Here is a 23,643-nt window from a genome sequence, read left to right on the forward strand (position 1 = left end):
CTGCGCCATCACTCGACGCGCTCGGTGCTACCCTCAAAGGACTCCCACGACGCTGCAGGGGAAGCCGGTCAAACTCCGGCGCTGACCCGCAACGGTAGGCCACCGATCAGGTGGCGAGCCCGATCATCCCGCAGCCGAGTTGGACTCCACGACACCCGCCGAGGACTGCGGGCCGGAGTCCGGGCGCCGGCAGTTCGTCGGGGTCCGGCCGGTCTCGTTCCCCGGCCAGAGACCAGGAGCCGCCGCGATGCGCACCACCCACCGCACCGTATGCCGTGCGCTCGCCACCGCCTTCCTCGCTGCAGCCACGCTCGTGGTCCCGGCCGTGGCCTCCACCGCCGGCGTCGTCCCGGCAGCGGACCTGGCCACTCGCGCAGCCCCGGCCCCAGCCGCGGTCACGGCCCAGCCCGTCGCCCCGCAGAGCTATGCCGGACCGTGCACCGACGACCTCGGGGTCACCGTCGTCGTCGACTTCCAGGGTCTGGGCAGCCACGGCGGTCACGCCGGTGCCACGGTGGTGCGCTGTGCCCCAGGCGCCGGGGGAGCGCCGTTCCAGGGCAGCGGACTCGACGCCTTCCACGCCGCGGGTGTCTCGATCGCGGGCACCACCCGTTTTGGCACCACCGTCGCCTGCCGGGTCAACGGACGTCCGGCCGCCGACGAGCCGCTGTCGATCCCCGGCAACGACGCCTACACCGAGCCCTGCCTCGACATGCCGCCACCGACCGCGTTCTGGTCCTACTGGCAGGCCGACGACGGGGGCGCCTGGACCTTCAGCAACCTCGGCATCTCCGCGAGCACCGCCCGAGCCGGCGGGTTCGAGGCGCTCTCGTTCTCCCTGAACTCCACCTCGGCGCCCCCGCGCACAGCCCCCAGTCGGCCAGCCCCGGAGCCGACGCCCACGCCGCAGCCGACCCCTGAGCCGGAGCCGACCCCCGACCCTGGACAGCCCACGCCGCCCCCCGGTGGAGCACCGAGCCCGCCGAATGATCCGGGCCCGGCCGAGCCGGCACCCGGAGCCCCTGCACCGGAGGGACCCGGCCGTGCGTCGGAGACGCCGCGCGACGCTGCCCCGGGTGGCACGGGCTCAGACGCAGGCAGTGTTGGGTCTGGCGCCGGCGGCTCGGCATCGACCCCAGGAGCGGATGCCGGTGACGCCGACGCGGGGGAGCAGGCCGCTCCGCCCGCAGACATCCCAGCCGGTGGTGACGCGGCAGGAGGGGCCGCGGTCGATCTCAGCGCGCTGGCAGCCGGTCACCTCGACGCGGGCGTGGCGGCCTCGACGGACGATCTCATCGGGTCTGCGGCGGATGAGGCAGGTGACTCTGCCGGGGTCGACGGCGCCGCCGGCGGCAGCGACCCCGACCCCGCGCGGGACGCGGACCAGGACGACGATCAGGGCGACCCGTCCGCGGAGCTGGCCAGCGAGGAGTTCGCCGCCGACCCGAGCGGCACCGGAGCGGGCGCGCTCTGGGTGACTTTCGGCATACTCCTGCTGCTGGGCGGTGCCGCAGTCCTGGCCCGGCGCCGGCGCGCAGAGCCCGGCCTCACCCACGAGGTCGAACCGTGACCGAGCTCGCGTTGCGCTGGCGCGCCTATCACCTGCCGCGCACCCTCCACCCGGGTGCCTGGTGGGTCTGGGCGCTGGGCCTGGCCGTCGCTGCCAGCCGCACCACCAACCCGCTGATCCTGGCGGTCATCATCGCCGTGGCCTGCACGGTCGTGGTCGCCCGCCGCGGGGACGCCCCGTGGGCGTTGGCCTTCCGGCTCTATGTCTATGTCGGCATCTTCATCGTCGTGATGCGGGTCGCCTTCCGGATCCTGTTTGGCGGCACCACCTCCGGGCACGTGCTGTTCACCCTGCCGCAGATCCCGCTGCCGGACTTCCTGGTCGGCATCACCCTGCTCGGACCGGTCACCGCGGAATCGCTGCTCAGCGGCTTCTATGACGGGCTGCGGCTGGCCACGATGATCATCTGCATCGGCGCCGCCAACGCCCTGGCCAACCCCAAGCGTCTGCTCAAGACCGTGCCCTCCGCGCTGTATGACGTGGGCTCGGCCGTCGTCGTCGCCCTGTCCGTCTTCCCCCAGCTGGCCGAGTCGGTCGTGCGGGTGCGCCGGGCCCGGCGGCTGCGCGGCGGGGCCGGCAAGGGTTTCCGGGCTCTGCGCGGCATCATCATCCCGGTGCTCGAGGACGCCCTGGACCGCTCCCTGCTGCTCGCCTCGGCGATGGACTCGCGGGGCTATGGCCGCTCCGCGCAGGTCTCTCGCGGAGCCCGGCTGTTGGCGGGTGCCTGCACCCTGCTGGGGCTGGTCGGCGTGTGCGTCGGGGTCTACGGGATGCTCGACGGGACCACCCCGCGCTATCTCGGACTGCCCATGCTGGTCCTCGGGATCGCCGCCGCCACGGTCGGTTTCGTGCTGACCGGGCGACGTGTGTCCCGCACCCGCTATCGGCCGGATGCCTGGGGCCTGGCCGAGTCCGTCGTCGCCGGCTCCGGTGTGCTCGTCGGCCTGCTGCTCTATCTCGCGCTGCAGGTCGACCCGACCAACCTGCACCCCTCGCTGAGCCCGCTCAGCTGGCCCGAGCTCACCCTGCCGATCGTGGTCTCGGTCCTGGTCGGTGCCCTGCCGGCGGTCCTGGCCCCGCCCACCCCGCTGACCGCGGAGGAGATCCGCTCGGCGCGCACCCGGCACACCCAGGCGGCCATGGAGGTTGCGCGATGATCCGCTTTGAGGACGTGTCGGTGACCTATGTCGGTGCCCCGCGCCCCGCGCTGCGCGACGTCACCCTCGAGCTGCCCGAGGGCGAGCTGGTGCTGGTCGTCGGCCGCACCGGAGCGGGCAAGTCGACCCTGCTGCGAGCGATCAACGGACTGGTGCCGCACTTCACCGGGGGCCACCTGGAGGGCCGTGTCACCGTCGCTGGGCTCGACACCCGCGACCACCCGCCGCGCGACCTGGCGCACGTCGTGGGTCTGGTCGGGCAGGACCCGCTCGCCGGGTTTGTGACCGACACGGTGGAGGAGGAGCTGGCCTATGGCATGGAGCAGCTCGCCGTCCCGCCGCCGGTGATGCGCAAACGCGTCGAGGAGACCCTCGACCTGCTCGGCATCGCCGAGCTGCGCGGCCGTCCCCTGCGGACCCTGTCCGGGGGCCAGCAGCAGCGCGTCGCGATCGGCTCGGTGCTGACGATGGGCCCGCGGGTCCTGGTGCTCGACGAGCCGACGTCCGCGCTCGACCCGACCGCTGCCGAGGAGGCCCTGGCCGCGATCACCCGGCTCGTGCACGACCTGGGGGTGACCGTTGTGGTCGCCGAGCACCGCATGGAGCGCGTCGTGCAGTATGCCGACCGTCTCGTCCTCCTGCCCGGTGACGGTGTCGTGGTCTCCGGTGAGCCCGCGGAGGTGCTGGCGTCCTCTCCCGTCGCCCCGCCGGTGGTGGAGCTGGGGCGGGTCGCGGGGTGGACGCCCCTGCCGCTGTCCATCCGCGACGCCCGCCGCCGCGCCGGGCCCCTGCGGGGGGAGCTGGCGACCCTCACCCCCCGTGACGACCGAGCGCACCGGGTTGCGGGAATTCCCCCCACCGAGCGCACCGGCGGTGACGATTTCGCCCCACCGAGCGCACCGGGTGTGGCGGCGCTCACGGCGAGCAAGGTTGTTGTCCGCTATGGCGACGTGCTGGCCGTCCGCGGGGTCGACCTCACCCTGGAGACCGGCACCGTCACTGCGCTCATGGGGCGCAACGGCTCGGGCAAGTCCTCACTGCTGTGGGCTCTGCAGGGCTCCGGGCCGCGACAGTCGGGCGCCGTCTCGGTTGCCGGCAAGGATCCCGGCACCCTGCCCGCCCGTGAGGCCCGCGCCCTGGTCGGGCTCGTCCCGCAGTCCGCCTCGGACCTGCTCTATCTGGAGACCGTCGAGGCCGAGTGCGCTGCCGCGGACGCCGAGTCCGACCTGGCCCCGGGCACCTGCCGGGCGCTGCTGGACCGCATCGCCCCCGGCATCGACGGCGACCGGCACCCCCGGGACCTGTCCGAGGGCCAGCGGCTCTCGCTGGTGCTCGCGGTCCAGCTCGTCGCGGCCCCCGGCGTGCTGATGCTCGACGAGCCGACACGCGGACTGGACTACCGCGCCAAGGACGAGCTGGCGCGGATCGTGGCCGAGCTCGCCGCCGCGGGCACAGCCGTGGTCATCGCCACGCACGACGTGGAGTTCGTCGCCGGAGCTGCCGACCGGGTGATCGTCATGGCAGAGGGCGAGATCGTCGCGGACGGCCAGGCCGCGGAGGTGATCGGCTCCTCGCCGATGTTCGCCCCGCAGGTCGCCAAGGTCCTCGGCGCCCCGTGGCTCACCGTCGACCAGGTGCGGCAGGCGAGGAGCGCGTCGCAGGTGCCTGTCGGCATACCAGTCAATGGGGTGCAGGATCGGGCACCGGTGACCGGTTCTGCACCCCACAGTCGGGGATCAGATCCGGCCGCGGCGGCGCGGCAGGCTGGAGGCGACTCATGAGCGCCACGGCGCACCGGCAAGCGGCCCCGGCCCGGCGCCGCCGGTGGCCCGGCGCTGGCCAGACAGGTGCCGGCCGGACAGGTGCCGGGCAGACAGGTGCCGGCCGGACAGGTGCTGGCCGGACAGGTGCTGGCCGGACAGGTGCTGGCCGGACAGGTGCCGTCCGCATCGGGCCACGGTCCGCGCTCGCGATCACGCTGGTGTCGCTCGCCGGACTCGCCATGTTCCTGTGGCCGTTGTGGATCCCCGCGCAGCCGACCGTGGTGCAGCACACCGTCGACGCACCCTTCGTCTTCATGGCCGTGCTGCCCGCGCTGGTCCTCATCGTCCTCGCCGAGATCAGCGAGGGCGGGATGGACTCTAAGGCCCTGGCGATGCTCGGCGTGCTCTCGGCGATCAACGCCGCGCTGCGCCCGCTGGGGGCGGGCACGATGGGGATCGAGGTCATCTTCTTCCTGATGGTGCTGGCCGGGCGGGTCTTCGGACCGGGCTTCGGGTTCGTGCTCGGCTGCACCTCGATGTTTGCCTCCGCGCTGCTCACTGCCGGTGTGGGCCCATGGCTGCCGTTCCAGATGCTGTGCGCGGCCTGGATCGGGCTGGGGGCCGGTTTGCTGCCGCGACGCATCAGCGGCAAGGCCGAGATCGCGATGCTGGCGGTGTATGGCGTCCTGGTCGCCTACACCTTCGGGGCCCTGATGAACATGTGGTTCTGGCCGTTCGTCACCGGTGCGTCGGTCTCCGGCATCGAGGGCTCGCTGGCCTATGAGCCCGGCGCGCCCGTGCTCGACAACCTGCACCGCTTCCTGGTGTTCACCCTGTTCACTTCGACGCTGGGCTGGGACACCGGCCGCGCCGTCACCAACGCCCTGCTCATCGTCGTCCTCGGCCCGGCACTGCTGACCACCCTGCGGCGGGCGAGCCGGCGGGCGTCGTTCGGGGTGCGGGGGACCTTCGGGAGACGTGACACTGGTGCACGCTCGGCAACCACCCGACCTGGTGGTACGGCTGAGGCAACCAGTCTCACGTCTTCGACGACCCACCCCTGAGTGGCACCCTGAGTTCCACCCCTGAATTCCACCCCTGAGTGAGTTATCCACAGGTATCCCTGGTGCTACCTTGTAGCACATAGGAGGTGCGTCAGGATGAGCACGGTGGGAATCAGAGAGCTCCGGCAGAGCGCGTCTGCCGTCGTCGCACGGGCAGCCGCGGGGGAGACGATCACGATCACGGACCGGGGGCGGCCGGTGGCCCAGATCGGACCACGCACGCCCAACGGGTTGCAGGCGCTGCGCGAGCAGGGGCTGGTGCGGGAGCCGCGAGCGTCGGCGGCGGACGTGCCCCTGCCCGCGCCACTCCCCGACGATGCACCGAGCCTGAGTCAGTCGCTGGAGGCTGACCGCGAGGAGCGGTTGCGGTGAGCGCGCTCTATGTCGACTCCTCCGCCTTGTGCAAGCTGGTGGCCGAGGAGGAGCACACGGCGGCCATGCACCGGTTGTGGACGACCCACGACGGTGACCTCGTATCCAGTGACCTGGCCCGCACCGAGGTGATGCGTCAGGCCGGACGGTGTGATCCGCCACGCGGGAGCGAGGCCCGGGCCGTGCTGGATGCCCTGGTGCTGGTGCCCCTCCTGACCCGGATCACCCAGGGTGCAGGGACACTCGGGCCACCCTCCCTGCGCAGCCTGGCCGCGCTGCACCTGATGACGGCCCTGGAGCTGGGTGACGATCTGGTGGGGGTCGTGACCTACGACGAGCGGCAGGCCGAGGCGGCGCGACACCTTGGGTTGCCGGTGATCACGCCCCGCTGAGCACCTCCCGCAGCCGCACCGCAAACTCGGGAGCCTGACCTGGCCACTGGCCGTCCGGTGCGCCGAAGCCGCCATGGTGGCTGGGGAACTCCACCGACTCCTGGCCGAGCAGTCCGGCAACGGCCTGGGCGGCGCGCCCGGTCATGACGTCGGCCGACTCCACTCCGTGCGCCAGCACGATCCGGGTGGGCGCGCCCTGCAGCGCCGCCCCGTCGAGCTGGTAGGCGGTGACCGCCACCGACCGGTCGCTGAGCAGCGGGTCGTCGCGTGAGCCGTCGTCCTCGGTCGGGAGGCCGAACTGTGCGGGGTCCGGCGAGGGCTGCGCGAAGTACGCGTCCGTGAACTCGCCCGGCCATGAGGTCATCGCGATGAAGGCCGCCATGCCCGCGCCCCAACCGTTGTCCTGATAGGCCTGCTGGAACCCTGTGGTCGCCCGCTGGGCTGCCTCCGCGTCGGGGAGGGCGCCGACCAGCGGTGGCTCGTGCGCGACGAGGGTGCGCACGTCCAACGGGTATGCCGTCACGAGCGCCAGTGCTGTCACCGCGCCACCGCTGCTGGCGAAGAGGTCGACGGGGCCGGCGTCCAGCGCCTCGATCACGGCGTGCACGTCCCCGGTCTGCACCTCGGGCTCGTTGCTGACCTGGCCGTCGGAGCGGGTGCTGCGACCCATGCCGCGCGGGTCATAGGTCACGACGGTGCGGTCCGAGAACTCGGCGGCCAGCGCCGCGAAGCCGCTGGCGTCCATCGGCTGGCCGACCATCATCAACGGCGGTTGACCGTCGGCGGAGGGCAGCGAGCCGTGCACGTCGTAGGTGATCTCAGCGCCGTCAGTGGCGAGGGTGTGGGTCGTGGTCGTCATTGTGTGTCGACCTCCTGTGCCTCCAGTATTCATCGGCCCTACGCTCCAGGGAACCTTTGACACTGTGGAGGGGTGTATCTGACATGGGACTGGAGCCCGACGTCGGCCTCGCCGACTACTACCCGCTCGCGTACCGGCGGCTCGTCGGCACGCTGCGGGTCATGGGCGTGCCCGGCGCCGACGCGGGTGAGGTCGCCCAGGAAGCGTTCGTCCGGCTGATCCCGCGCTGGGACCAGATCCGCTCCTATGACAGCCCGGACGGTTGGCTGCGCACCGTGGCCTGGCGGATCTGGCTCAACCGGCGCCGCCACGACAAGCGCACCTTCGCCCTCGATGAGTTGCCCGAGCCGCCCCAGCCCGAGGGTGTCCACGCCGCCGACCGGCTCAGCCTGCTCGCGGCGCTCAAGGACCTGCCTGAGGGCCACCGCGAGGCCGTCGTCCTGCACTATCTGCACGACCTGCCGATCGCCCGGATCGCGACCGAACTCGCCGTCGCCGAGGGCACGGTCAAGTCCCGCCTCTCCCGCGCCAGGTCTGCCCTGGCCACCGCACTCACCCTGGAGGTCGACGATGTCTGAGCGCGACCACACGCAGCCTGACCCCACCGAGCCTGACCACACCGAGCCTGACCACACCGGTGGCGACACCGAGCATGACCACACCGACGCCCTGCTCGCCACCCTCCTGCGGGACGAGGCCGCCCGGGCGAGTGACGGCATACAGCCCCCTCCGCTGGAGGACCTGCACAGCCGCGCAGCCGCCCGTCGCCGACGCCCCTGGCTGATCGCGGGCGGCCTGGCTGCCGCCGCGGCCGTGGCCGGCGCGATCATCTGGGCGAGCCTGCCCGCCACGGACGGTGACGTCGGGCCGGCCGAGCAGCCCACCGGCGGGCCGATCGTTGAGACCTTCGAGGTGCCTACCTTCGCGTGGGACGAGGGTGGCGGCGACGCGGCCCAGGTGGCCGGGGCGCTGGCGTTCACCGACGCCGGGTGCCCGATGCTGCTCTTCGGGGAGAGCGCGACGCCGCTGTTCCTGCCCAACGCGACCGGGGTCACCTACGACAACGGGGCACGGGGTGTGGTTGATGCGCAGGGCCGCGTCTATGCCACCGAGGGACAGACGATGGAGTATGCCGGGGGCTGGCAGGAGCCGATGACCGGCGACCTGGCAGAGGCGTGGGAGAGCCTGTGCGGTGACACTCCCGGGCGGGACGCCGTCTATGTCAACGACATCGCCGCGCACCAACCGCTGACCGAGGCGCCCGAGCGGCGTGACGATCTGCCCACGGTGCCCACGACGCGGGAGGAGGCCGGTTGGTTCGACGTGCCGACCTTTGACTTCGACCCGCAGGGAGCACGGCAGGACGCCCTGATCGAGGGCGTCGTGCAGTTCTCCGACGAGGGCTGCCCGTTCGTCGAGACCGATGGCGTGGTGACCGGTCTGGTCTTCCCCAACGCCGAGGGCTTCCAGGATCCCGGGACGGATGACCCGCCTCTGGTCTATTCGTACTTCGGCGACGGCTCCTCCGCCGCCATGGCGCAGGAGGGTGAACCGATCTCCTGGGGCGGGGGCGGCGGCGCTGCGGAGGACGAGCACTGGACCTCGGTGTGCCAGGAAACCCCCGTCGATGGCATCTTCGTCGTCCAGGACACGCCGTTCGACTGACCCCGGCCGCCAGAGGCTGCCACACTCTCCCTGAGAGAGGGAGCGGCATGGAGGACGTCGTTGTCATCGGTGCGGGCATCGTGGGCCTGGCCACCGCCCGGGCTCTGCTGCGCGCCCGGCCGGGCCTGTCCGTCACGGTCCTCGACAAGGCCGACGACGTCGCCACCGCGCAGACCGGCCACAACTCCGGCGTCATCCACGCGGGCATCTACTACGCCCCCGGCTCCCTCAAGGCACGACTGTGCCGGGCTGGGGAGGCGGCGACCAAGGCCTTCTGCGAGGAGCACGACATCCCGTATGCCGTGCCCGGCAAGCTGGTCGTCGCCACCGACGAGCTTGAGGTCGAGCGGCTGCGGGCGCTGGGGGAGCGGGCCGCCCAGAACGGGATCGAGCTCGAGCCGGTGGACGGGGCGAGGCTGCGCGAGCTCGAGCCCCACGTCAACGGTCTGGAGGCGCTGCTGTCACCGGCGACCGGGGTGGTGGACTTCCGTCAGGTCGCGCGCGCTCTGGCCGCGGGGATCGTCGCAGCCGGGGGCCGGGTCGTCACCCGCGCGGAGGTCCGGGCCATCGCGGAGGAGGCGTCGGCGGTGCGCGTGGAGTCCGACACCGGTGCACTCCGCGCCCGAGCCCTGGTCGCCTGCGCCGGGCTCCAGGCGGACCGGGTCGCCCGGCTGGGTGGGCTCGACGTCGACTTCCGCATCGTTCCCTTCCGCGGGGAGTACTACCAGCTCCCCGCGACGAAGGCGGACCTGGTCTCCCACCTGATCTATCCGGTGCCCGATCCCGACCTGCCCTTCCTCGGCGTGCACCTCTCACCCACCATCGACGGGCGGATCACGGTGGGCCCCAACGCTGTTCTCGGTCTCTCCCGCGAGGGCTATCCCAGGGGAGCGGTCCGCCTGCGGGACGTCGCGTCATACGCCAGCTTCCCGGGGATATGGCGCTTCGGGCGCGCCAACCTGAGGACGGGCCTGGCGGAGCTGCGCGACTCGGCGTTCCGCTCGGGCTATCTGCGACGGGTGCAGAAGTACGCCCCCTCGCTCACGGTCGAGGACCTGCTGCCCTATCCGGCGGGCATCCGGGCCCAGGCGATCACCCGGGACGGCCGCTCGGTCGAGGACTTCCTGCTGCGCAGCGCCGCCCGCCAGATCCACGTGTGCAACGCGCCGTCACCTGCCGCGACATCGGCGATCCCGATCGGGGAGATGGTCGGCCGGGAGGTCTTGAAGGTGCTCGGGCCGTGAGTGTGACCGAGAGGTCAGCCGAGGGCTCAGCCGAGAGGTCACCGGAGAGCTCCTCCGGGGCTATCTCACCCCGCGGGAGGCGGGTGGTCTGGGCAGCCCTCGTCCTCTATCTGGTGGTGCTCGGCGCGATCGGCCTGTGGCTCACCTCGGTCGATGACCCGGTGCGCAGCCAGGTCCAGGACCTCGTCGACTGGTTGACGGATCACGGGGCACCCGAGAGCTTCCGCTATGGCTATGTCGAGGCCGCCGCCAACGCCGCCGTCTTCGTCCCGCTCGGCTTCCTCGTCGCGCTGCTGCTGCGGCCGTCGAGGTGGTGGCTGGCCGGTCTGCTGGGGCTGTGCCTCTCGGCTGGCATCGAGCTGACCCAGTTCGCGCTGCTCAGCGCCCGGGTCGCCGATCCTGTCGACCTGCTGATGAACACCACCGGCGCCTTCGTCGGCGCGGCGCTCGGCGGACTGGTCGTGCTGGCGCTGGCGCGCCGTCGCCGCGCGCGTAGTGGCGGGTTTGGTTTTAATCCCGCGTGACGTCATACACCGATGCGACATTTCGTGCGCGATGTGCGCGCCAGGACGTCGCTTCGCGCACATTGCGTCGCATCGCTCAGGGGCGGAGCAGGCCGGAGGCGTCCAGCCGGTCCAGCGCCTCATCAATCTCGGCGGTCGCGCCGGCAAAGCTGAGCCGCATCCACTGCCGGCCGTGCACCGTGTCGAAGTCCACGCCCGGCGTGAGCGCGACCCCGGTCGCGGCGAGGACGTCCTGGCACCAGCGGAGCGAGTCGTCGGTCAGATGCGAGATGTCGCACCACGCATAGAACGCCCCGTCCGGCGGAGCGAAGGAACCCAGCCCCAGCTCGGGGAGGCGACGCAGCAGCAGGTCCCGGTTGGCGGCATACCGGGCGACGTGGCCCTCCAGCTCCGCCCTGGCCTCGGGGGAGAAGGCGGCCAGCGCGGCATACTGCGTGATCGCCGGCGGGCAGATGTTGAGGTTGCCGGTCAGCACCTCCATCGGGCGGCGCAACCACGGCGGCACGATCGCCCACCCCAGGCGCCAGCCGGTCATCGAGAAGTACTTGCTGACCGACCCGACCACCACCGCCTCACGGCTGGTCTGCCAGGCGCTGGCGACTGGGCGACCATAGGTGACCCCGTGATAGATCTCGTCGCTGATCAGCAAGCACCCGACTTCCTCGCACCACCGCGCGATCGCGGCGAGCTCCTCGGCGTCGATGATCGTGCCGGTCGGGTTGGCCGGACTCGCCACGATCAGTCCCTTCGGCGGCTCCGGCAGGGCACGCAGCATCTCCACGGTCGGCTGATAGCGCGTCTCCGGTCCGCAGTCGAGCTCGATCACCTCGCACCCGAGCGCCGCGAGGGTGTTGCGGTATGCCGGATAGCCCGGTCGCGACATCGCCACCTGGTCCCCGGCCTCGAAGGCGGCGAGGAAGAGCGAGGTGAACGCCCCGGAGCTGCCGGTCATCACGATGACGTCGGCGGGGTCGACCTCGATGTCATACCAGTCGCGGTGGTGGTCGGCGATGGCCTGGCGCAGCGGGAGGATGCCGGTCGCCTCCGTGTAGCCCAGCACCTCACCTGTCAGGGCGCTCACGGCCGCGTCGCGCACGGCCTGCGGGGCCGGCGTCGACGGCTGCCCGGCGCAGAGGAAGATCGCGTCACCGTGCGTGCGCTGGCGCTCGGCGGCGGCGGCGAGCACCTCCATGACGTGGAAGGGCTCGACATTGCTGCGGGAGGAAGGTTGCGCCATGACGGCAACCTATCCGCCCGCTCTCCCGACCGAGCGCGCCCCCCGACTGAGCGCGCTCCCCGACCCAGCACCCTCTCCGTCCGAGCGCGCCCTGTTGCTCTCTCCAGCGTGACCTGTTGCTCTCCAGCGTCACCAGAGGCACGGCGTTGCGGCCCATTGCCCTGGTGAGCCCCGGGAGTGCACACTGTCCCCGTGCCCACCTCGAGCCAGTGGATCGCCTTCCTCATCGCGTCGATCCTGTTCATCCAGGTCCCTGGACCCAGCCTGCTGTTCACCATCGGTCGCGCGCTCACCGTCGGGCGGCGTGAGGCGCTGCTGTCTGTCGTCGGCAACGGCACCGGCCTGGTCGTCCAGGCGCTCACGGTCGCCCTCGGGCTTGGCGCGATCCTCGCGGCCAGCGCGAGCGCCTTCACGGTGGTCAAGGTGGTGGGCGGGGCTTATGTCGTCTGGCTGGGGATCCAGGCCATCCGGCACCGCGCGGACGCTCGCGCAGCCATGGAGGACGAGGTCGCTGCGCTCAGTGGAGGGGGTGCCACGGTGGCCAGACCTGCGGCGAGCGCCTCCCTGCGGATCGGCTTCCTGGTCGGCCTGACCAACCCCAAGACGGTCCTGTTCTTCATCGCCTTCCTTCCGCAGTTCACCAACGCCGCGGCGGGTCACGTGGCCGCGCAGACCGCCTTGCTGGGCCTGGCCTTCGGAGCGTTGGCGGTCTGCTCGGACAGCATCTGGGCGCTCGTCGCCGGCCGGGCCCGCACCTGGCTCGCGCGCACCCCCAAGCGGCTGGACCAGCTGGGCGCTGCCGGCGGCACGATGATGGTGGGGCTGGGTGTCTCGATCGTCGTGCGCAACTAGCGATCCCCACCGATCGGCCCACCGACTCCCAAGGTGCGGGCGTCAGGGGCCGGTGCCGCCGGCATACGTGCTCGCCACGATCAGCGCTTTTGGGGTGTCGACAGGGTCTCAAGCATCCACAGTCGGCTACGCGTCTCCGATCAAGGAGCGGCCTCATGCATCAACGAGCGACCGTGCGCAAGCACCTCGAGCACTCCTTCCCCAAGCTTGGCGTGCTCAATCGGACCGGTGCCGTGACCGCCCTGTCCGAGGCGTCCCACACTGCCTGAGTCAGCCCGGTCCCGGCCGCTGGTGATTCGGCATACGCCCTAGACGATGCCGTAGAGGCGGTCCCCGGCGTCGCCCAGCCCGGGCACGATGTAGCCGTGCTCGTTGAGCCGCTCGTCGATGGCACCGGTGACCAGAGTGACGGGTGCGGCGACCTCGGCCAGCTCCCGCTCCAGCCGCTCGATGCCCTCGGGGGCGCTGAGCAGGGTGATCGCCGTGATGTCGTGGGCGCCACGCTCGGCGAGGAAGTGCACCGCCGCAGCGAGAGTGCCGCCGGTCGCGAGCATCGGGTCCAGGACGTAGCACTGGCGGTTGGACAGGTCGTCGGGCAACCGGTTGGTGTAGGTGTGCGCCTCGAGGGTCTCCTCGTTGCGGACCATGCCGAGGAAGCCGACCTCGGCCGTCGGGAGCATCCGCATCATGCCGTCGAGCATGCCGAGCCCGGCGCGCAGGATCGGCACGACCAGTGGCTTGGGGGTCGCGAGGTGGATGCCGGTCGTGGGTCCCACAGGGGTCTCGATGTCGAAGGGCGTCACCCTCACCTCCCGCGTCGCCTCATAGGCCAGCAGCGTCACCAGCTCGTCCGCCAGGCGCCGGAACGTCGGGGTATCGGTCCGCTTGTCCCGCAGATAGGTGAGCTTGTGGGCGATCAGCGGGTGGTCGGCAACGTGGACGCGCATAGGGCGAACCTACCCGGTGAGGTGGTGCCGGGACGAGTGGATGCGGCCTTCAGCGGGAGGGTCACCAGCGCGCACTCCGTCACTGGGGTGCAGGACCGGTCACGGGTGACCGGTCCTGCACCCCAAAGATCGTCGCGCCTGGCAGGGTGGACCCGACGGCTTGAGGAGATGACATGACCGGATCCCCAGTTGACCCATGCTTTGCCCCGGTGAGACCTGCCGGGCTCGCCCGGCTGAGCGCATGACGCCGCCCATCACCCCCTGGGGCACCGGGGAGTATGCCGGCTGGATGCGTCAGGCTCTCGACCTCGCCGTCGGGGCCGAGCAGGGAGGTGACGTGCCGATCGGTGCGCTGGTGCTCTCTCCGGAGGGTGTGCTGATCGGTCGTGGCTTCAACGTCCGGGAGGTGCTGCACGACCCGACCGGGCACGCCGAGGTGGTGGCGCTGCGGGAGGCGGGCGCGGCCGTCGGTGCCTGGCGGCTCGAGGGCTGCACGCTCGTGGTGACGCTGGAGCCTTGTGCCATGTGCGCCGGCGCAGCGGTGCTGGCACGGCTCTCGCGCATCGTCTTCGGAGCCTGGGACCCCAAGGCCGGAGCGTGCGGTTCCGTGTGGGACCTGCCGCGCGACCGGAGAGCGCTGCACCGGCCGGAGGTGGTCGGTGGCGTCCTGGAGGACGAGTGCGCTGCGCTGCTGGTCGATTTCTTCGGTCCCCACCGACTCGGGTAACCTGCCTGGCGGTGGCGTGTCCGAGCGGCCTAAGGAGCGCGCCTCGAAAGCGCGTGTGGGCGCAAGTCCACCGTGGGTTCAAATCCCACCGCCACCGCCATGGGCTGTCATTGAAACCGACGGCCTGATGTTGACGAAAGTCAGTTTCGGAGCTGGCCCCTGACCCGTAGCGGTCGGGGGCCGGTTTCATGCCCCAACATCAAGAACCCGCGCACTCACGAGCTCGTCCGCGAGCTTGCGCGCCGCACCGGTCAGTCTCAGACCAGTGCCGTCGAGGATGCCGTGGCCCGCCGGCTGGCCGCCCTCGGGGCTGAAGACAGTGACGTGCTGGCCACTGCTCAGCGGTTGGTGGCGGACTTCCAGGCGGACCTCAAGGACGAGGACCGGCTGCGGATCCGCGCCGCGCAGGACGAGTTGTATGACGAGGCAGGACTTCCTCGGTGATCGTGGACACCTCGGCGCTTGTGTCGATCCTGACCGGCGGGGCCGACGCCGATCCGCTGCTGCGCGCTCTGGTCACTATCAAGCCGGCCCGCATCTCGGCCGCCACGCTCTGTGAGGCCACGACAGTTCTCGACAGCCGCACCGCACCCCAGCAGCGGCGCAGACTGGACGACCTGCTCGATCTGGCGGGGGTCGAGGTGGTGTCGTTCGACCAGGATCAGGCCGCCCTCGCGCGCCAGGCCTACATCGACTTCGGGAGAGGCAGCGGCCATCCCGCCAGGCTCAACCTGGGGGACTGTTTCGCATATGCCCTACACCGGACCACGGGAGAGCCCGTGCTCTTCAAGGGCACGGACTTTGCGGCTGCTGGCGTGCCGAACGCCCTGGATCCGTAGGGTCCGGCTTGTACGAAACCCCCAGCTCCGGTTCCCCGGACTGGGGGTCTCGCTGCGTGAGGATCCTGCCGCGGCACCTCCGGTGCCAACCGGCTCACTCTGCATAGGGGTGATTCGGACCGAAGGAAACGACGCTGCCCGGGTCAGGGGCAGTGCAGCCGACCGTCGCAGCCAACGGGAGTTCTGGCCCGGGTACTGGACCGCCATCTGCAGCCTGCCGGAACGGCGCGGCGCGGCAGTCGTGGTCTCGGACCGGTCGGCCTACACTGAGCGCGAGAGGTTGTCGGACCCGCTGCGTGACTACCGGCCAGGGGTGGACGAGCTCCTCGTCGGCTATCCGACACGCGAAGGCCGGAGCGCACGACTCCTGCTGGCCAGGGAGGCGGGCTCCCCATTCGGGCACCGCGAACTGTCCCTGATGGAGCTCCTCCTGCCGCATCTGACACATCTGGTCATGGCGACGGTCCGACCGACAGAAGCCGAGAGTATGCCGACAGTGACGGGCCGTGAGGCAGCCGTCCTGCGCCACGTGGCCCTGGGCCTGACCAACCGCCAGATCGGGCGTGACCTGGGCATCTCCGAGGCCACCGTGCGCAAACACCTGGAGCACTCCTACCAGAAGCTGGGAGTGTCCAGCCGGGCCGGTGCCATGACGGTGTTGACCCGAAGAACGAACACCGCCTGAAGCTCAGCTCACGAAGAAGTCGAGGGTCTCCTGCAGCGAAGGTCACCACGACAGCGTGTCCTCGGTGTGCTGCACGATCTCGGCTCGTGCGGGACGTGCCTCCGGGATGGGCAGGAGCGGATAGACGTGGGGCAGACCCACACCGACCCGCAGCGTGACAGCCGCGGGAGCCCGCGCGGCGAGGAGTTCGCAGTCAGGCAGGCAGATGTCGCGGTTGCCGACCAGCACCAGCGTCGGTGGCAGCCGCTCGAGGTCGCCGAAGAGGGGACTGACGTCGAGGTGGCGCAGGTCCCGGCCGCCGGCCCACGCGCGTGCGGCCGGCCGCAGACCCGCCCGGGTGAGCCACGGGTCGTGCGGCTCGAGGGCGTCAACGGCGGGGTTGCTCATCGACAGGTCGAGCCACGGCGCGATCAGGGTGAGGCCGGCGACCCGACCCGGGTGGCGCTGGGTCTGCAGGAGCGCGAGGGTCCCGCCGGCCGAGTCGCCCAGGACGTGCACCGGCAGATCGTCGGGGACAGCCTCCAGCACGGCCGCGAGCAGGGGCAGGGCATCGCCGAGGTCGTGGGTCGGCGCCAACCCATACTGCGGGACCAGCACGTCCCGACGGGTGGCGCGCGTGAGGTGGTCGATCAGCTGCCAGTGCTGCCGGGCGACGCCGTTGACGAAGGCTCCGCCGTGCCAGTAGATCAGCGGACCACCGCCGTCGGGAGCGCCGCCCGCGGGAGCGACGCGGTGGACGGTGGCACCCGCCATACGCTCGGCGCTGACCCGGCCCGCCAGGGACCTGACCGGGGGCGCCTCGGGCAGGGCGTGGGCGAGCGAGCGCTCGCCGTCCTCGGGCGTGCGATATCGGCGCTTGCGGGTGACGCGCAGATAGCGCGAGACCGCGCGGGCCTGCCAGCTGGGCAACAGGCGACCTCCGGGTCGGGTGCCGGATTGCGGTGGGTCGGCACTGGACGGCCAGTATGCCGTCACGCACCTCTCCCCACCCTCACCGGCGGCGCCGGTGAGGGGTCGCGGTTAGCGTTGAATGGTGACGCCGACGATCGACTTCTCCGGTCTGCGGATCACCTATGACGAGCGGGTGCTGGAGCCCCGACCCTGGACCGCCGACCAATCGCAGTGGGCCGCAGCGCTGATGCGCACAGCCCCGCCGGGCCGGGTGCTGGAGCTGTGCTGCGGTGCCGGACACATCGGTCTCCTCGCCACCGCCGCCACCCCCGCGCAGGAGAGACGGCAGCTCGTGGCGGTGGACCTCAACCCCGCGGCGGCCGCGCTGACGAGGACAAATGCCGCTGCTGCGGGGTTGTCCAACTGGCTCGAGGTGCGCACCGGGGACATGAGTGCGGCGCTCGAGAAGGGCGAGGTCTTCTCGGTGATCATCGCTGACCCGCCCTGGGTGCCCACCGCGCAGACGTCGCGCTTTCCGGATGACCCACTGCTCGCCATTGACGGTGGGGGCGATGGGCTGACGGTGGCCCGGTGCTGCGCACAGGTGGCGCAGCGGCACCTGCACCGCGAGGGGACTGCGGTCCTGCAGCTGGGAGACCGGGGGCAGGTCGAGGCGCTGGACGCGGCGGCATACGGCTTGCGGGTGACCGAGGTGCGCGACGGAGAGCGCGGCGTGCTCGCCGGGCTGCGCCGCCTGCTGTGACCCCGGGCTGCTCAGTCGGGTCGCTCAGACGGGCCGCTCAGACGGGGCGCTTGTCGGGCGGGAGCCGCTTGTGGGTGCTGTCGCACCACGGCAGCCGGCCCGAGAAACCGCAGCGGCACACGGCGACGACCGGACGGTCCACCGGATGCTCCACACCCTCCTCATCGGTGTAGGTGTGCGCGCCGCGCACCAGCAGCGGGCCGCCGGGGCACACCAGGGTCTGCTCGGTGCTCACGCGGCGACCCCCCACCGTCCCAGGATCGCCCGCGCGAACCGTGCCTCCTGGTCCAGGCAGGTGAACGCTCCGAAGAAGATGTCGTCCGCCTGGTCGGGCTCGTCCGCGGCGAGGGCGCCACAGATCAGGCGGACGGCGATCTGGTCGTGCACCGAGTCGGCCACCACGTGCTCGGCGTAGTAGTCGATGATCTCCTCGCCCATCCCCAGCCTCTGCAGCCCCCGCACCAGACGGCTGCTGGGCACCGAGCTGGTCACCTCGAACGCGGCGAGGTGACCCATGGACGCTCCGCGCAGACGGCCGTCGAGGCCGAAGAGGGTCATCACGTTGTTCATCTCGAGCACCTCCAGGGGGCACTCGTCGAGATAGGCGCCATAGCTGGTGTCCAGGCCCAGTGACTCCATCGCCCGCGCAAAGAGGTGGGCGTGCAGCCGGTCGGGACGCCCCGAGCCGTACTCGTCATACTGCAGCTCGGCCAGGGCTGCCTTGGGCGCCGACGTCAGACGGGGGAGCGTCCAGCTCGAGGGGTCGGACTCCTTGAGGTGATAGATCGAGCGCCACCGCAGCAGCTCGAGCACCTGCTCGGCCGTGGCGCTGGTGTGCACATAGGACGCGACGGACGGGCCGTCGTCACTCTCGATGAAGGCCATGAGGTCGTCCGCGAAAGAGTCGGCGGAGAACGGGTGACCGGCCCAGCGGCTCCGCAGGCGGGCCTCCAGGTCCTGCTGCAGCCGGCGGCGCACCGCCAGGACGGACGGCTCCCACTCGGCTTCGGGCGAGACGTCCCCGAAGCCGCGGTAGGACAGCTCGTGCAGCACCCACAGGGTCAGGGCGGCGTCCACAGCGTCCGCCTCGTCCTTCTGGGCCGGAGTTGGGTCCAGCCGACTGGGATCGGTGCGCAGCGCGGTCATGACCTGCTCACTGAGCGGGCCGCGGGGGCTGGGCAACGTGGCGGGACGGATCCCGGACACCGTGGTCATGCGCCCAGTCTCACCCGCAGGCAGCCCGCACGCTCCCTGGCGTGGGACCAGGGAGTGGCCGGCCGTGTCCCCGACTGAGCGGTCCGAGACCCCGGCCCCCGGCGCAGGACCAGGGAGCACGGGGCTCCCTGGTCCTGGCAAGGCTCAGAAGGTCACGGGGCTCCCTGGTCCTGGCAAGGCTCAGAAGGTGATGAGCGGCTTGATGATGCCGTCCTCCTTGGCCTCCATCAGCCGGAAGCCCTCACCCACGTCGTCGAAGCCGAAGGTGTGGGTGGTCATCAGCGTCGGGTCGAAGCGGCCCGCGCCGATCAGGGCAAAGATGCGCTGCATCCGGTCGTTGCCGCCGGGGCACAGGCCGGTGTGGATCGACTTGTCGGCCATGCCGAGGCCGAAGGCATCCAGTGGCACCTGGAGCGGCTCGGGGTTCTCACCGTGGTAGCCGATGTTGGAGATCCGACCGCCGGCCTTGGTCACCCGAATGCAGGACTCCCAAGTTTGCGGGAAGCCGAAGGCCTCGATCGCCGCGTCGACGCCCTCGCCGCCGGTCGCCTCCATGATCTGCTCGACCGCGTCACCCTGGGTGAAGTCAATGATGTCCGTCGCGCCAAAGGCCCGGGCCAGCTCCTGGCGCTTGGGCACCGAGTCCACCGCATAGATCCGGCCGGCACCGAGCATGGTGGCGCCCAGGACGGCCGACAGCCCCACCGCTCCGAGGGCGAAGACTGCGACCGAGTCGCCGATGGTCAGATAGCAGTGCTCGGCGCCCATGATGCCGGTCGAGAGCATGTCGCAGGCATAGACCGCGGCCTCGTTGCTGACGTCGTCCGGGATCGGGGCCAGGTTGGCCATCGCGTGGGGCACCATGAAGTACTCGGACATGTTGCCGTCACGCTGGGCGGTGTACTGGTAACCGCCCAACGGCCCGCCGCACTGGCTGGTGTATCCGGACTGGCAGTAGCGGCACTGGAAGCACGGCGTGACGGCGTTGACCGCCACCCGCTGGCCCTCGGTGAACCCCGTGACGTTGCTGCCGATGGCGTGGACCACCCCGATCGACTCGTGCCCGAGGGTGACACCCGGCTCGACGGGCAGCGCGCCCTTGACCGTGTGCAGGTCCGAGGTGCAGATCAGCGCGTGCGTCGTCTTGACGATGACCTCGTCGGGACCAGGCTCGGGGATCGGCTTGTCGACGATGTCGGTCTTTCCGACCTCGGGCATGATGAACGCTTTCATGGTGCTCACTGGGGGTCTCCTTTGACGCCGCGACATGAGGATTGTGGGGACTGCGCACTCAGTCTGGTGGGGGATCCGTTGCCGCACAAGGGGAACGTGGGGTCGGGTTTGTCGTATGCCGTGTGCTCAGCCTGCGGAGGAGCGTCGCCTGCTCGCCTGCCAGGACTGCAGCAGCGGGAGCAGGCCGATCCGCCGGGCGGCCGAGCGCAGCGGTCGGGCCAGGGCGGCGCCGACGATGATGCCCAGGGCGATGGCTGCGACGACGATGGTGACGCTGCCGACCGCGCTGATCGCGGCCTCCGGCTCGACCTCGACGCGGGTCAGGGAGACCAGCCCGAGCGAGCCGGGAACGAGCAGCCAGAAGCTGGGCAGGAAGGCGATCACGCGGGGCACCTGGGGTCGCAGGAACTCCACGACGGTCGAGACCAGGCTCGCGGCGGCTGCGCCCAGGAAGGCCCCGAGCCAGGGCGCGTCGGAGACCGTGTTGCCTGCGGTCAACGCCAGGAAGGTCGCCAGGATCGTGACCAGCAGCCAGGGCACCATCGAGATCGAGACCGACTCCATGAGCGAGATGGCGATCGTGACCACGACGACGCCGACCATTGGTCCCCACCAGCCCAGGCCGTCCGGGCGGGCCGGGTCCAGGTCCTCGACGGGGACGCGCAGCAGCACGACAGCGGCTCCCAGGCCGAGCGCAAACAGCAGCAGTTGCGTCGTCCCGTGCCCGAGCCGTGCGGTCCCGGCGACGATCGACCCGGCGGCCAGCTCGGTCAGGCCGGTGACGATGACCGCGCCCGGCAGCAGCACCGCGATCGGCGCGACCATGGTCCACAGGGGCGACTCCAGCAGTCCCTGCTGGGCTGCGAGAAAGACGATCAGGGCCGCGATGAAGGCGGCGAAGAACGGCATCAGCGTGCGGACCAGCAGGCTGTGCCGAGCGAGGATCATGAGCAGGACCGTCCAGGGGGCGATCAGGGCACCGAAGAGCACGGACGCCCAACTCGGCGCGAGGACCAGGGCGATCCCGACGCCAGCCAGGATGCCCCCGGCGAGCAGGCCGCCGCGCGGATAACGGTGGGGTTGTGCCCTCAGGGTCGCCAGTCGGTCCAGGGCGTCCTCGACAGGGATCGCGCCGGTGCGCAGCCCCGCCTGCAGCACCGAGGCCTCGGCGAGCTGGTCCAGTCGCACCCCGCCCTCGACCCGCTCAAAGGTCGCCGACCTGCCCGAGGCCAGGGCCACTGTCGTGCTGGTGGGGGAGCACGCCACCTGGGCGCGCGGGTGCCCCAGGTGCGCGGCGACCTCCAGGAGATCCTCCTCGACCTCGTGGACCGGCATACCTCCGGCCAGGAGCGCACAGCCGAGCCAGGCCAGCAGTCGGCGGGTCCGCCGCTCGGGGGGTTCCTCGGGCACGATGCCATTGTCGCGCAGCTGGTCCCAGGCCGACAGGGCGCCCGGCCGCCAATCAGTCCCCTGGCTGCGGATCGCCTCTGTTTGCGGGTCACCTTCCGGCTCGTGTCACCCTCCGGCTGCAGATCAGCCCGCGTCGATGAGTTTGCCGCTCTTGGACAGCTCGGGATCGGTGCACGAGGACAGGTCGAAGCAGCACGGTCGACGCTTGCCGTCGCGCAGCTTGGAGATGCTGACCTCGACGCGGCGCTCGCGGGTCTGCGGGTTGCGCGTCGCGTTGACCCAGCGCACCCACTCCCACCGTGCCATCGGGGTGAGACTCGTCCAGGTCTCGCTGAGGTCCGGGGCGTCGTCCAGTGCTGACTCGAGGTCGTCGGGCAGGACCGGCTCGGGCCAGGACCTGGTCGGGCTGAGCGCACCGGTGATGGTGCGCCCCTCCTCAAGGGACAAGGTCTCCCGCAGGTTCTCGTCGACCGCGATCCAGTGACCCCTGCGACCATCTGGCTCGAGCACGGTGGAGAAGGCGTGACCATCGGCCTCCCCGTCGACCGCGACCTCCCCGTTGACTGCGACCTGGCCGCGCGAGGGCAGCGCCGCGCTGGCGTCCTGCGGCAGCGGGACGATGAGGCGGTCGCCGATCTGCTGCACGCGGCCGGTGAAGGTGATGCTCATAGTGACCACGGTAGTGCCGAGTCCGCCCCGGTCGTGTGTGCCTCCGGCGTGGGTGGCCTCACAGTGGACCCAGCACCTCCCGTGGGTCGTCGTCCAGCTGCAGCGCCTCGAGCACGCCCAGCAGTTGCCGCTCCTCATAGGCAAAGTGCGACTCCATGATCGCCCCGAGGCCGTCGAGGTGCAGTTCGAGTTCGGTCCGGGGCGCGGCACGGTCCACCGCCTGCTGGAGCCCACCGATGAGGTGGTTCATCATCGAGTGGTCCTGCTCCAGAGAGCGCAGGGTGTCGGCGAGCTCGGGGCGGGCAGCAGCGATGGCCGGGAACAGTCGGCGGTCCTCGCCCTCGTGGTGCCCGGTCAGCGCCGTGCAGAACCCGTGGCAGAACAGCAGCAGGTCCCTGCTCCCCTCCTCAGCGGGGGTCCCGTCGGCCAACGCCTCCCGGGTCAGGTGCAGTGCCTCGCGCAGCCGCTCGTGCACGGCGCGCAGCTCTCGGCTCCAGGCGACCAGCCTGGTCTTCTCGCCCTCAGCCACGCTGCGGGCGAAGGGGTGACGTCATCATCGTCGCTCCTTCGTGTCCGGCGCCTCCATGTCTGGCACTGATCTGCCACCGACACGCGACGCTGCGACCCAGCCTAATGGGGGTGTAGTCACCGGCCAGAGGAAGGATCTTCCGCTAGGCGTCGACCAGGCGATAGACGGACACGTGCGAGCCGGACTCCGCAGTGAACTCTCCTCCCGACCAGTCGGCGTGCCGGGACTCCAGTTCCATCCCGGCCAGGCGTGCCATCAGGTCCAGCTCCGCGGGCCAGATATAGCGGTGCGGTGTGCGGCCGAGCGTGGCGCGCCGCCGGTCGGCAGGGTCTCGGTCAAACCGGAAGTGGTGTGAGACCACGCGCTGGTTGACCATGTCGACCGCGTCCAGCCCGACATAGCCGTCCGCGACCGTGAACACCTGCGCCGGAGCAGCCCGGGAGGTGCCACGCAGGTCCGGCACCCACAGCTCGATCACGAACCGGCCACCGGGGCGTAGGTGGGCCGCCGCGTTGCGGAAGCACTCGACCTGTTCCTCCTGCGTCAGCAGGTTGGCGATCGTGTTGAACACCAGGAAGGCCAGGGAGAACTCGCCCTCGACACGGGTCGTGGCCATGTCACCCTGGACGACCGGCAGTGCCCGCTCGTCGACCTTGTCCCGGAGCCGCTCGATCATCGCTGCGGAGGACTCGATGCCCGTGACCGGCACCCCACGCTCGGCCAGCGGGATCGCCACCCGGCCGGTCCCGATGGCAAACTCCAGCGCCGCACCGTCATCCGCGAGCTCGGCCAGTCGGTCGACGGTCGGCCCGAGCACCTCCGCAGCAAACATGCCGGTGCCCGGGGTGTCGTATGCCGCGGCAGCCCGGGCGTCCCACAGCTCGTCCTGTGAGAGGTCGTCCAGTGCGGTGAGGTCCATGGCGCACCATCCTGTCGGGCGGGGTGCCCCGCGGCCACCAGTTTCTGGCGCCGCCCAGGACACGGCCGTTGACCTGTGGGGTGCAGAACCGGTCACCGGTGACCGGTTCTGCACCCC

At 71.2% G+C, this 23,643-nt stretch carries 28 protein-coding genes, 1 tRNA gene and 1 riboswitch; of the genes, 17 read left to right on the plus strand and 12 right to left on the minus strand.

Annotated features, from left to right (window positions below; all coding sequences use genetic code 11):
- The first annotated feature begins 5 nt into the window (after window positions 1-5).
- Window positions 6-177, plus strand: a riboswitch (cobalamin riboswitch).
- Between the two features lie 70 nt (window positions 178-247).
- The 3 genes from FNH13_RS03115 to FNH13_RS03125 are packed head-to-tail and all read left to right on the plus strand — an operon-like array spanning window position 248 to window position 4,508.
- On the plus strand, window positions 248-1,570 hold the full coding sequence (locus FNH13_RS03115) for a hypothetical protein (protein WP_143782106.1): 1,323 nt from the start codon (window positions 248-250) through the stop codon (window positions 1,568-1,570).
- Entirely contained in the window at window positions 1,567-2,727 is a 1,161-nt protein-coding gene (locus FNH13_RS03120) for an energy-coupling factor transporter transmembrane component T (RefSeq protein WP_143782107.1), read from the plus strand. The genes FNH13_RS03115 and FNH13_RS03120 overlap by 4 nt, the downstream gene beginning before the upstream one ends.
- Complete coding sequence (locus tag FNH13_RS03125) at window positions 2,724-4,508, plus strand: ABC transporter ATP-binding protein (RefSeq protein WP_143782108.1); 1,785 nt, start codon at window positions 2,724-2,726, stop codon at window positions 4,506-4,508. Before FNH13_RS03120 ends, FNH13_RS03125 begins: the two co-directional genes overlap by 4 nt.
- Here FNH13_RS03125 and FNH13_RS19190 read toward each other — a convergent pair.
- Window positions 4,503-4,685, minus strand: coding sequence for a hypothetical protein (locus FNH13_RS19190; RefSeq protein ID WP_202878856.1), 183 nt, complete (start codon window positions 4,683-4,685; stop codon window positions 4,503-4,505). The two genes, FNH13_RS03125 and FNH13_RS19190, sit on opposite strands and share 6 nt — an antisense overlap.
- A 23-nt stretch (window positions 4,686-4,708) precedes the next feature.
- Here FNH13_RS19190 and FNH13_RS03130 point away from each other — a divergent pair, with 23 nt between their 5' ends.
- The 3 genes from FNH13_RS03130 (at window position 4,709) to FNH13_RS03140 (ending at window position 6,318) form a co-directional block, all read left to right on the plus strand.
- Window positions 4,709-5,554: an ECF transporter S component gene (locus FNH13_RS03130; RefSeq protein ID WP_228266561.1), complete on the plus strand. Its 846-nt coding sequence runs from the start codon at window positions 4,709-4,711 to the stop codon at window positions 5,552-5,554.
- Between the two features lie 96 nt (window positions 5,555-5,650).
- Window positions 5,651-5,926 carry a type II toxin-antitoxin system Phd/YefM family antitoxin gene (locus FNH13_RS03135; RefSeq protein ID WP_143782110.1) on the plus strand — a complete coding sequence of 92 codons (276 nt, stop codon included), beginning with the start codon at window positions 5,651-5,653 and terminating at the stop codon, window positions 5,924-5,926.
- Window positions 5,923-6,318 (plus strand): type II toxin-antitoxin system VapC family toxin, encoded by a 396-nt coding sequence (locus tag FNH13_RS03140; RefSeq protein WP_143782111.1) that lies wholly within the window; start codon window positions 5,923-5,925, stop codon window positions 6,316-6,318. Before FNH13_RS03135 ends, FNH13_RS03140 begins: the two co-directional genes overlap by 4 nt.
- Here FNH13_RS03140 and FNH13_RS03145 read toward each other — a convergent pair.
- Window positions 6,305-7,177, minus strand: a complete 873-nt coding sequence (locus FNH13_RS03145) for an alpha/beta fold hydrolase (protein WP_143782112.1) — start codon at window positions 7,175-7,177, stop codon at window positions 6,305-6,307. The genes FNH13_RS03140 and FNH13_RS03145 overlap by 14 nt on opposite strands.
- A gap of 83 nt (window positions 7,178-7,260) precedes the next feature.
- Between FNH13_RS03145 and FNH13_RS03150 the strand changes: the two genes are divergently transcribed.
- Genes FNH13_RS03150 through FNH13_RS03165 form a run of 4 tightly spaced genes read left to right on the plus strand, consistent with a single transcriptional unit; the run spans window position 7,261 to window position 10,610 of the window.
- The gene (locus FNH13_RS03150) at window positions 7,261-7,755 is read left to right on the plus strand and encodes an RNA polymerase sigma factor (protein WP_143782113.1); all 495 of its coding nucleotides are present in this window, start codon (window positions 7,261-7,263) and stop codon (window positions 7,753-7,755) included.
- Window positions 7,748-8,842 (plus strand): hypothetical protein, encoded by a 1,095-nt coding sequence (locus FNH13_RS03155; RefSeq protein ID WP_143782114.1) that lies wholly within the window; start codon window positions 7,748-7,750, stop codon window positions 8,840-8,842. Before FNH13_RS03150 ends, FNH13_RS03155 begins: the two co-directional genes overlap by 8 nt.
- Window positions 8,843-8,889: 47 nt before the next feature.
- Window positions 8,890-10,086 (plus strand): L-2-hydroxyglutarate oxidase, encoded by a 1,197-nt coding sequence (gene lhgO / locus FNH13_RS03160; RefSeq protein WP_143782115.1) that lies wholly within the window; start codon window positions 8,890-8,892, stop codon window positions 10,084-10,086.
- Window positions 10,083-10,610, plus strand: a complete 528-nt coding sequence (locus FNH13_RS03165) for a VanZ family protein (protein WP_165700004.1) — start codon at window positions 10,083-10,085, stop codon at window positions 10,608-10,610. The genes lhgO and FNH13_RS03165 overlap by 4 nt, the downstream gene beginning before the upstream one ends.
- 76 nt (window positions 10,611-10,686) lie before the next feature.
- Here FNH13_RS03165 and FNH13_RS03170 read toward each other — a convergent pair whose 3' ends face one another.
- Entirely contained in the window at window positions 10,687-11,847 is a 1,161-nt protein-coding gene (locus FNH13_RS03170; RefSeq protein WP_143782117.1) for a pyridoxal phosphate-dependent aminotransferase, read from the minus strand.
- Window positions 11,848-12,039: 192 nt separating this feature from the next.
- Here FNH13_RS03170 and FNH13_RS03175 point away from each other — a divergent pair, with 192 nt between their 5' ends.
- Entirely contained in the window at window positions 12,040-12,699 is a 660-nt protein-coding gene (locus tag FNH13_RS03175; RefSeq protein ID WP_143782118.1) for a LysE family translocator, read from the plus strand.
- Between the two features lie 308 nt (window positions 12,700-13,007).
- Here FNH13_RS03175 and upp read toward each other — a convergent pair whose 3' ends face one another.
- Window positions 13,008-13,646, minus strand: coding sequence for a uracil phosphoribosyltransferase (upp, locus tag FNH13_RS03180; protein WP_143782119.1), 639 nt, complete (start codon window positions 13,644-13,646; stop codon window positions 13,008-13,010).
- A 241-nt stretch (window positions 13,647-13,887) separates the two neighbouring features.
- On the opposite strand from upp, the gene FNH13_RS03185 reads away from it, so the two are divergent.
- The 5 genes from FNH13_RS03185 (at window position 13,888) to FNH13_RS19435 (ending at window position 15,897) form a co-directional block, all read left to right on the plus strand.
- A complete protein-coding gene (locus tag FNH13_RS03185; RefSeq protein WP_407669944.1) occupies window positions 13,888-14,373 on the plus strand; it encodes a nucleoside deaminase in 486 nt (161 codons plus the stop codon).
- A gap of 10 nt (window positions 14,374-14,383) precedes the next feature.
- A tRNA-Ser gene (locus FNH13_RS03190) sits at window positions 14,384-14,473 on the plus strand.
- Between the two features lie 98 nt (window positions 14,474-14,571).
- The gene (locus FNH13_RS03195) at window positions 14,572-14,817 is read left to right on the plus strand and encodes a type II toxin-antitoxin system VapB family antitoxin (RefSeq protein ID WP_228266749.1); all 246 of its coding nucleotides are present in this window, start codon (window positions 14,572-14,574) and stop codon (window positions 14,815-14,817) included.
- Window positions 14,814-15,212, plus strand: coding sequence for a type II toxin-antitoxin system VapC family toxin (locus FNH13_RS03200; RefSeq protein WP_143782121.1), 399 nt, complete (start codon window positions 14,814-14,816; stop codon window positions 15,210-15,212). Before FNH13_RS03195 ends, FNH13_RS03200 begins: the two co-directional genes overlap by 4 nt.
- A 109-nt stretch (window positions 15,213-15,321) precedes the next feature.
- On the plus strand, window positions 15,322-15,897 hold the full coding sequence (locus FNH13_RS19435; protein ID WP_228266564.1) for a helix-turn-helix transcriptional regulator: 576 nt from the start codon (window positions 15,322-15,324) through the stop codon (window positions 15,895-15,897).
- Between the two features lie 42 nt (window positions 15,898-15,939).
- On the opposite strand, the gene FNH13_RS03210 is transcribed toward FNH13_RS19435, so the two are convergent.
- Entirely contained in the window at window positions 15,940-16,806 is an 867-nt protein-coding gene (locus tag FNH13_RS03210; protein WP_143782122.1) for an alpha/beta fold hydrolase, read from the minus strand.
- 124 nt (window positions 16,807-16,930) lie between these two features.
- Here FNH13_RS03210 and FNH13_RS03215 point away from each other — a divergent pair, with 124 nt between their 5' ends.
- Window positions 16,931-17,551 (plus strand): methyltransferase, encoded by a 621-nt coding sequence (locus FNH13_RS03215; RefSeq protein ID WP_228266565.1) that lies wholly within the window; start codon window positions 16,931-16,933, stop codon window positions 17,549-17,551.
- A gap of 37 nt (window positions 17,552-17,588) precedes the next feature.
- Here FNH13_RS03215 and FNH13_RS03220 read toward each other — a convergent pair whose 3' ends face one another.
- From FNH13_RS03220 to FNH13_RS03250, 7 genes are all read right to left on the minus strand, one after another.
- Window positions 17,589-17,786, minus strand: a complete 198-nt coding sequence (locus FNH13_RS03220) for a CDGSH iron-sulfur domain-containing protein (protein ID WP_228266566.1) — start codon at window positions 17,784-17,786, stop codon at window positions 17,589-17,591.
- On the minus strand, window positions 17,783-18,766 hold the full coding sequence (locus FNH13_RS03225) for an iron-containing redox enzyme family protein (protein ID WP_143782125.1): 984 nt from the start codon (window positions 18,764-18,766) through the stop codon (window positions 17,783-17,785). The genes FNH13_RS03220 and FNH13_RS03225 overlap by 4 nt, the downstream gene beginning before the upstream one ends.
- 180 nt (window positions 18,767-18,946) lie before the next feature.
- Window positions 18,947-19,999, minus strand: a complete 1,053-nt coding sequence (locus FNH13_RS03230; RefSeq protein WP_143784919.1) for an NAD(P)-dependent alcohol dehydrogenase — start codon at window positions 19,997-19,999, stop codon at window positions 18,947-18,949.
- A 126-nt stretch (window positions 20,000-20,125) separates the two neighbouring features.
- The gene (locus tag FNH13_RS03235) at window positions 20,126-21,409 is read right to left on the minus strand and encodes a threonine/serine exporter family protein (RefSeq protein WP_143782126.1); all 1,284 of its coding nucleotides are present in this window, start codon (window positions 21,407-21,409) and stop codon (window positions 20,126-20,128) included.
- A gap of 123 nt (window positions 21,410-21,532) precedes the next feature.
- Window positions 21,533-22,078, minus strand: coding sequence for a YdeI/OmpD-associated family protein (locus FNH13_RS03240; RefSeq protein ID WP_143782127.1), 546 nt, complete (start codon window positions 22,076-22,078; stop codon window positions 21,533-21,535).
- A 58-nt stretch (window positions 22,079-22,136) separates the two neighbouring features.
- On the minus strand, window positions 22,137-22,607 hold the full coding sequence (locus FNH13_RS03245) for a hemerythrin domain-containing protein (RefSeq protein ID WP_143782128.1): 471 nt from the start codon (window positions 22,605-22,607) through the stop codon (window positions 22,137-22,139).
- Between the two features lie 142 nt (window positions 22,608-22,749).
- On the minus strand, window positions 22,750-23,526 hold the full coding sequence (locus FNH13_RS03250) for a class I SAM-dependent DNA methyltransferase (protein WP_143782129.1): 777 nt from the start codon (window positions 23,524-23,526) through the stop codon (window positions 22,750-22,752).
- Between the last annotated feature and the right edge of the window lie 117 nt (window positions 23,527-23,643).

Source organism: Ornithinimicrobium ciconiae (assembly GCF_007197575.1).
GTDB lineage: Bacteria > Actinomycetota > Actinomycetes > Actinomycetales > Dermatophilaceae > Ornithinicoccus > Ornithinicoccus ciconiae.